Source organism: Mycobacterium sp. (assembly GCF_035499775.1).
Classification (GTDB): Bacteria; Actinomycetota; Actinomycetes; order Mycobacteriales; family Mycobacteriaceae; genus Mycobacterium.
This window is the reverse complement of record NZ_DATJYB010000207.1, coordinates 1-8,269: the sequence shown is the minus strand read 5'-3', so window position 1 is coordinate 8,269 and position 8,269 is coordinate 1. Positions and strand designations below refer to the sequence as shown.

The 8,269-nt window shown below is 62.7% G+C and carries 5 protein-coding genes; all 5 read right to left on the bottom strand.

Annotated elements, in window-relative coordinates; translation table 11 throughout:
- Window positions 1-1,466, bottom strand: a 1,466-nt coding sequence (locus VML93_RS13755; protein WP_422656536.1) for an IS1634 family transposase, incomplete at its 3' end; no start/stop codon positions are given.
- A 553-nt stretch (window positions 1,467-2,019) separates the two neighbouring features.
- On the bottom strand, window positions 2,020-3,711 hold the full coding sequence (locus tag VML93_RS13750) for a right-handed parallel beta-helix repeat-containing protein (protein ID WP_325611374.1): 1,692 nt from the start codon (window positions 3,709-3,711) through the stop codon (window positions 2,020-2,022).
- 57 nt (window positions 3,712-3,768) lie between these two features.
- Window positions 3,769-4,764 carry a class I SAM-dependent methyltransferase gene (locus tag VML93_RS13745; protein ID WP_325611372.1) on the bottom strand — a complete coding sequence of 332 codons (996 nt, stop codon included), beginning with the start codon at window positions 4,762-4,764 and terminating at the stop codon, window positions 3,769-3,771.
- Between the two features lie 619 nt (window positions 4,765-5,383).
- A complete protein-coding gene (locus VML93_RS13740) occupies window positions 5,384-7,000 on the bottom strand; it encodes a DUF4832 domain-containing protein (protein ID WP_325611370.1) in 1,617 nt (538 codons plus the stop codon).
- A gap of 428 nt (window positions 7,001-7,428) precedes the next feature.
- On the bottom strand, window positions 7,429-8,269 hold an 841-nt coding region (gene eccE / locus VML93_RS13735), incomplete at its 5' end, for a type VII secretion protein EccE (protein ID WP_325611367.1).

The following is an 8,269-nucleotide window of genomic DNA, read 5'->3' as shown; positions in this document are numbered from 1 at the left end:
ACCAGGTAGCAGGCCAGCATGCAGATCAGCACGTGGGCGCTGACCCGGTCGGTGAGGCGGTGATGGATCGGGGGTAGGTCCAGATCATCGACTTTGAGGATGCGGAAGTCGCGTTCGACATTCGCGAGGTTCTTATAGCCGGCCACCACCGCGGCCGGGTCGAGGTCCTCGCCGCCGACGCTGGTGCGTAACACGTAAACCCCGTCGAGGGCAGCTTCGGCGGCGATCTGGTCGTGTCGGCGTTCGACAGTGAGTGCGGTGTCGGTGATGGTGCGGTGAAAGTGCTTGCCCACCTTGTACTTGTCGATCACCCGCCCGACGGCGACGCCGATCTGGTCGGCACCGCTCAATCGGCCCGCGGCGACGCGGGCAATGATCGGGCCCAGCAGCTTCTCGGTGGCCGCGAGCAGTTCGCCGCGTTTGCGGGTGCGTTCGGCCGCCAGCAGCGGATTGCGGCAGGCGATCAGCCGCTCACCGGGGTAGTCGGGGTGAGCGATCTGGGCCAGATCCTGCTGGTCGAACAACGACATCTGCAGCGGCCCGTCGTCGGCGGCCAGCTTGGCGATCTGTGGAGCGCGCAGCGCGGTGATCCATCCGAAGTCCGTTCCGCTCTCGCCCAGTTCGCGCAGCGCGGTGATCCGCGCGGTGGTGATCATGCCGCGGTCACCGACCAGCACCAGGTCCTGCAGGGCGAAGGTGTCCTTCATCGCAGTCACGATCTCGGCGAACGCGGACGGGTCGGCGGTGTTGCCGGGAAACACCCGCACCGCCACCGGCCGGCCCTCGACATCGGTGAGGATGGCGTACTCGATCTGCTCGCACCCCTTCTTCCCGTCACGGGAGTAGCCACGCGCGGCCAACTCGCAGCAGCGGCCGGTCACCCACGAGCTGGTCAGGTCGAAAAGCGCCATCCGCCCCGGATTCACCGACGGATCCAGATGCCGTGCTGCCAACTGTTTTTCGATCGCGTCCTGCCGGCCAACCAGCCAGTCCATCGCGGCATAGACCTCGTCGATGGGGGCGTCGGCCACCCCGAGATCGACCCCGAGGGTGGTGTCGGGCCACCACGCCAGCGTGGACAACTTGCTGGCCGGGCGGACCACCCGCGACACGATCAACGCGAACGCGATATCCCGCGCCCGGCCCGCCGGACCCAGCAGCGCGGGCAAGCCCAGCTTGTGCGCCATCGCCGTGACCGCGGCCACGTGCCCGTGCGGCAGCGACCGGGTGATCGTGAACGCCTGCCCGGCGGGCACCAGCGTCTGTCCCTTCAGCGTCGCCTCGATCGCGTCGACCGCCTCACTCGGCAGCTTCGACAAGTTCGCCAGCGTCTCGTGCTTGACTTTCTTCCCGTCACGGAAGGTGCGCCGCAGCAGCACCGACTCGTAGACCCGCTCCTCACCAGACTTCGCCACATACAAACTTTTATTCCGGGCTACGTGCATCGCACCGCTGTATGGCGTCACACGTTGAAGCTTACCGCGATCACCCCCGAAACCATCGCAGCGACACACTACTTCAGTGGCTACACATTCCAGCCGTTACACCACCGTCGACTCAGGTCAGACCCACAATCCCCACCGAAAACCGCTAGTGCGCAGGTCGCGGCAGACTTGTGGTTCCCTCAAGCTGGCCCTGATCGCAGGGCGCGATCGATGCGTATCGGCCGGCGCGCGCCGGGGAAACTCAGGCGCCTGTCGCTACCCGACCGGACTGATGACGTTGACCGTCAACGAACTCCGCCGACTCTTCGACGCCCTACTCCTGAGCACACACCACACCATCACCAGCCTGCTGGCCTGGTCACGTCACGCTGGCGACGATAAAACCAATACCGAGCCCGCCAATCCCACTACTGCCAACGAGAACACCAAATATCACGATCTACGGCTGCAGTACTTGCTGCCATCACCAGATGCAGCACCGGGTAGAGGTCGTCCCCGAGATTGGCGCTGCTGAGTTGACTACGTGGCCCGGTGAAGGCAGGCCGGTGCCGCCTTCGGGTGCTACAAAAGATGTTCAGCTGACGCCGTTGATAACGACGCGGTTGCCTGTGAGTGCCACAGACCCATGCATGATCGGCGCGCCGACGGTTGCGCCACTGAAAAGCGTCGACGAGTGCGTCAAATTGATGTCGTTTCCGGTACACGTACCGGAAACCAGCAGCGCATTCTGCTGATAGCTGTGGGTGCCGTCGTACTCGCGTTCGGTCGAGATGAACCCGGTGACGGTGTTGTAGCTCGCGTTATTGAGGTACAGCCCTGAATAAACGCCGACCCCGGCCCTGCTGTTGGAGTCGGCCACGCACCCGGTCAGCGTTACCTGTTCAGCGGTATTAAGCGCGAAACCGTAGGCTTGATTGTCCTGCGCGTAGCAGGACGACATCGTTATCGAATGAGAGTTAAACATATTGAAGCCGATACCAGAAGCACCCGTGACTGTGCCGCAAACAAACGCTTTGCAAGCAGTCAGCGTGGCGAACCCGCCGGCGTTAAAATTAAACCCGGCAAGCCCAATATTTCCGGCAGAGCACCCTATTAGAAAGGTGTCTGAGCTTCCGATGTTAAAGCCGTTACCCCAGCATTCGTAGACAACGACATTATTAAAACGGTGTTCGCCGCGTCCGTAGGTGTTGACCCCGTCGTTCCTGGTATTGACGATAAAGACGTTACTAACTTCATTGTGTGGGTCGTAGCACTCGTCGCCGGTCGCCCCCGACCATTGCGGGTTTGTGGCCAGGTAGATTCCGTAGCTGGTAGCAGTCTGGTGGGTATTGTTGCCGTCAATCGTCATGTCCCGTATCACGACGAACTCACCGTTTCCCACTTTGCCGTCCGGCGACACAAAATTCTCGACAACATTGCAGTTTGCACTGTTGGCCAGTTGGATTATGGTGGCGCGCATTCCCACACCCGCAAGGTGCGTATTCTTTTGCAGCACAATCGGGGCGTTGACGTAATAAGTGCCAGCCTTCAACTGAACCGCCACACTGCCAGACCCGATAGCTGCGTTGATCGCAGCCACGTCGGTTGCGCCGGTGGTGTCACCAGACGGAACAACAACTAGGGTGACCACGCTCGGCATGGCGTTGACGCCCGACCCGTCGAACTTAGGGCCGTCCGCGGAAGTTTTAGAAGGCGCCATATGCGCCAACCGCGGGATGACGGCACCCGCCACCCCACTCACTACTCCGAATCCGAACAATCCGAACGTGACCAACCTGCGCCTGCCGGCATCCGGATCGCCGTATTCGGCCATGTCTTCCGGACCTCCCAGGACAGGCCAAAACCTACGGGTGAGGAAGCGTAGGGCCGCCACGCCGCAGACGGCGCCGGCAACGGTGGGGATCGTGTCGAGTGCTGTCGTACCCTGCCGCGACAGCACTGCGATGCATCCAAGGACGCCGATCGCGGCGATCGCAGCGCTGCCGAGCGGGCAGCGCTGAGTCTCAAGGATCCCGGCGATTGCAGCGATCGTAGCTATCGCCACCAGCACGACGACGGTCACGAACGGTTTGTCCAGAGAGCCCAGGGTGTGAACGGCCCACTCTTTGATCCGCCCCGGTGTCAGGTCGACGGCCACCGAGCCGATCGCAACACGCGCATCGGCCCGCGCACCGAACGGGATGCCCACCAGCTTGGCCACCCCGAGCGAGACGGCCACCGCGGCGACCCCGCTGATCATCCGCTGATTCAACGGGGCGACAGCCATTGGAGCTATTTTAAACTTCACGACGACTGGGACAACAACAAACCTCGACTCGTGGCCCTATGGCTTGTGTGTCTGCAGTGCCGTGTTAGACATGTGCCGGTAGAGCCATCCGAGCAGCGGCAGCGCCGCCTTAGGAGCAGTCGGGAGACGCATGGCGATCTTGTCCTGGGAGGCAAGTCGCGCGTCGCACCGCAGGCCGTGTCGTTGCATCGTCGCGATGGTGCTCCGCAGCGATCGGTAGAAGGTCTCCTCCTCGCTGAACCGGCTGAAGATCTCAACCCGGTCGGAGAATGGGAACTCTTTGAAGTAGGGTGCCGCCAGCCCAATCCACAGGGCTCCCGCGACGGCGGCCCGGCGCAGCGGTCCCTTGGGCAGCCAATGGACGAAAGGTGACAAGAGATGGGTCTCGACAGGACGCCACTTGGCGGGGAAATTGTGCAGACCGCAAGCTCCCGGTGCCGATATTCGCGCCACCTCCGAGGCGAACAGTTCAAGATCGGCCACGTGCTCGATAACCTGGTCGGACAGCACCACATCGAACATGCCGTCGGGGAATGGGTAAGTGGTGTCGTCATTCAGCAGCTGTAAGCGCTCAGGACTGGCGCCTTGCCGGGCCAGATATTCACGCCCCCGTTGTATGTACTCCGGCGAGATGTCGATTCCGTAGGCGTCCCAGCCCTGGGCGCACAGCCACGCAACCGTGTCACCACGTCCGCAACCGACGTCGATAATGCGCAGCGCGTCGGGCCCCGTGCTTCGGTCCTCCAGCAGCCGACCCAGATACCGCCGAAAGTTCACCGGCGGGGCGATGGGCGTCTCAATAGGGTGGTTCTTGGTGTCCTCATCGTGCTCGGCAAAGTTAGGGAGGCCGTCGTCACGCTTGGGCATGGACTTGATTTCGACGATGTCTTCGATAAGCGTGGGCGGGGCATCGGTGCCATGATCATGGACCTTTGACCAGTCGATAGAGCCGCGCGGGCGTGGGTCCGGCTCATGGGCGGCCTCGCTGCGCATCGCCTCGGGAATGCTGACCCGTCTATCTCGCTCGCTCATACTCTCTCTCACCTCCTCGTACTCCTGCCTCGGCCTTGTGCCGATGGACCATCAAACCAGCCATCCACGATACTGGCCACTATACATACTTATTGGATGGTATACACCGAAAAATGGGCTCACGGTATTTCGCACTGCGCAGCCTTTCAACAGATTCCTCACCAGCTGCACCACTGCCGTTCGAGCGTGACAGAAATAAGACCCGCAGCGGGCGTTCCCCTCTACGGCAACACCCCACCGCTTGCATAAGAAATCACTGATTTCGCTTCAACGCTTATCCGGCTCAAGCAACAGCGGATAGTCGTTACGCGGCTTGCGTAACGTCCGGAGCGCGCGACCGGAGGTCTCGGCCCATTGTCGACGGCAAGATCTGCGCTACCCTTGGCGGAAGGTCAGAGCATCTTTGAGGCGCAAGAAGTGCCAGCGGATCGGTCCGGCTGTCGCGTCGGCCGCCGTGCTGAACTGCCATACGACGATTCACAGCTACGCAAGCCATCGGCAGCGCCATTTATCGCGCATCGCAGATTACGCTGATCGTCGAACTGCACCGTCTGCCCTTCGCCGACGACTCGGTGGTGCGCGACTCGACGCGCGCCACGCGCGGCTACAGAGGTAGAGGCTATCCGGTGAGCTGGATGCTTCCGATCGGATAGCCGCCAATATTGTCGCGGCCGGCCTGAGCAAGTGTCATCGGCGCGTAGTTGACGGTGTTGTTTCCGTGTGGCTTGTGTTCGTTCCAAACGACTTTCGCGACGAGGTTGTACTTGCCGGCCGCCAGTCCGGACGTCGGCAGCGAAAACGTATCACCGTTAGCCGCACTTGCCGGGTCCTGCGCGGTGTCGGTGTAGTTTTGCTCGGCAGCGATATTGCGTAGCTCCAGCGCAGACTGCACGGTCTTGACGACGGTGTTGTCGCTGTCGCGGAGCTCATAGACGACCTGCCAATTGTCGTATGAGGGCGCGGTGCCGAAGTTGTTCCAGCGCACTGTGATCGGCAACGCCGAGCCCAGGGTGGCGCTGGCCGGCACGGTTGCGGACGTGATTGCGTAGCGGTAGCCGGCGTACTTGTTGGTGCGCGCCCAGATGTCATACGTGTCCGACGACGGGGCTATCACGTTGCTTGCCACCAATGAAACGTGGTAGTTCACCGTATCTTTGATAGCCTGCTGGAAAAACGCGGTGGTGCCGCCGGGCTGAAATGTGCACCATTCGGTGACGACCGGCGCGATGCGCCAGCGCGCCAGCAGCGCCGTGATGACCGGATCGTGGTGCTGCACATACCAGGAATCGGGGGCGGAGGCCCAAACTTGCGGTGGCGGATACACACCCAAGCAGTCGGCGCGTATTCCCACCGGCCGCCTCGGCGAAGCGGCTAGGAACTGTCGGGTAATTTCGGGATTGTCATCGCCGGCAACAATTTGGGTGTTCGGGAACGCGGCTAGGGTCGCGTTCACCATTCGGGTGATCGACGCCTTCGTGATCGACTGGTCGTCGAGTTGGTAGTAGTAGCCGAGCTGGGCGATGCTGTTTTCCGGTGATGGCCCGGGCGCACCCAAATTCTCTGCTATGAAACCGATGTGGTTTTCCGACCAGTCGCCGTAGCCGGAGAACTCGAACCACTCGACGCGCTCATCATGGTCGTACCGCGCACCAAGTGCGGCGATCAGGTGTTCGAGCGGCGTGAGGTAGGCGTCGGCATTCCAGTTCGGCACGACATACTTTTTGCCCCCAGAGTAGTAGTCGGTGGCGGCCCCCGGCGTCGCGTGCAACCACTCCGGCACCCCCATCACGGTCTTACTACTGTCGTCATTGGACGCGAACGCCATGATGCGGAAATGGAACCGTTGGTTGTGAGCGTGCGCCGCAGCGATCTCGTTGTCGATCGACGTGAAGTCGTACGTATCGGCGCCCGCCGGCTGGATTTGTGACCACAGGAACCGGTCGCCGGCATCGTAGGTGCCTGGCCATGGCGGGTAGCTGCTGGTGGCGGTCTGCGGATACAAGGGGATGCCGATGTCTTGGTACTGGCCGCGTTTCGGGTTAACCAGATCCGTTGCCGAGAACGGTGTAACGGCAGCAGCAAATGTGCGCCAAGATTGCCCAGCGACCGTGTTGGAGGCGCTGGTTTTGTCGACATCACGGAGAATCAACCACAGCGAGGCGGCGACCATCGACAGAGCTAGTGCCATAACTGCCGACCGAGCGGCGCATTTCATTCGGGAGGCGCTGACCTGCACCGCAGTATTCCAGTTCTCATTCTTCGGGCCGCTGTCGTGTCGTTGCCCATCAACATAGTCCCGCTTTCGAGACTTCCTACCACAATCCGCTGCTCCCGTATCGACCGGCTGCATTCTGTATCGTCCCAATAGTTGATGTTTGGATTACGCGGGGGATCGGCTCCGACGCAGGTCGCGACTCCGAAGCTTAGGAAAGCGGCGCGCGCGGTTCGCGAGGGCCCAAGCGCCAGTGGGCCACGCTGTAGACGCCCGGCAGAGGATCGGGCTGGCAGTTTCTGGTGCACCAGTGCGGACCCTGTCCTGGGTTTGTGCGCATGGCAAGAAACGAGTCGTGATTCGGCCTGAGTCGGCGACGATGCGCCCCGGAATGGGATGGTGGAAAGCTACGACGTCACGTCGCGCTTGGTGGCCCGTAAGCCGCACGACCATTACATTGTGGGCGCCACCGCCGCCGCTCTCCCCGCGTCATCGCTCCCTTCAGTCGGGCTCGTCGAGTGTTGCGGTGCCGCGTCCTCCTGTGTTGGACGCGCCCGCACTGCGAGCGGTTCGTCGTCGCGCAGCGCACGCGCCGGCACCACCAGCAGTGGGCTCTTCGCCGGGGCCGGCAGACTCGCCCGCACCGCGGCCAACTGGCGGCCGACGAGCCGATTCAGCCCGGCCCGCACATCTTTACCCAGCCGCTCCTCGCTCTGATAGCGCACCCAAGCCGACACCTCGGCCCGGCCGGCGGCGGCGGTGAGTCGGATCGTCACCACGGTGGCATCGGTATCGTGCAGCCACAACCGGTCCAGCGTCTCCGAAGTGATGTCCTGCGGCGACACCCAGAAGCTGGTCGCGTACCCGTCGAAATGCTTGAGATGGCGCAATCCCGGGCGAGTCGAAGTCGGTTCCAGACCCGCCATTACGGCGGTGTCCACCTCGGCGAGCTCATCGGCGGTCAAAGGCCGGGCCGCGCAGCGCTGTCCATCCAGGTCGCCGGCGAGCCGCTCGGCGGCCGCCGCTAAGGTCGAGGCGATCGAATCGCGGACCGCCACCGCGGCGACATTGTGCTGCGGATCCATCCGTAACACCAGCCAGGTACCGCGCTCGATACCCGCGGGGCGATCGTCCACAGTTGGCGGGGCGGAAGGATCGGCGGCCTCGGCGACGTGTCGCTTTCGCACCGAGACGATATCGATGGCGTCAAGGCGCACATCGAACTGGCGCAGCCCCGCAGCGATCACCGCCACCGGCAAGGTGGCTGGCGACACTGTCTGGAGCTGTTGCCGC

What these genes read in the sequence shown, in the direction of transcription:
- VML93_RS13745 (WP_325611372.1), bottom strand. Translation starts at nt 4,764, where the DNA reads ATGAGCGAGCGAGATAGACGGGTCAGCATTCCCGAGGCGATGCGCAGC.
- VML93_RS13750 (WP_325611374.1), bottom strand. Translation starts at nt 3,711, where the DNA reads ATGGCTGTCGCCCCGTTGAATCAGCGGATGATCAGCGGGGTCGCCGCG.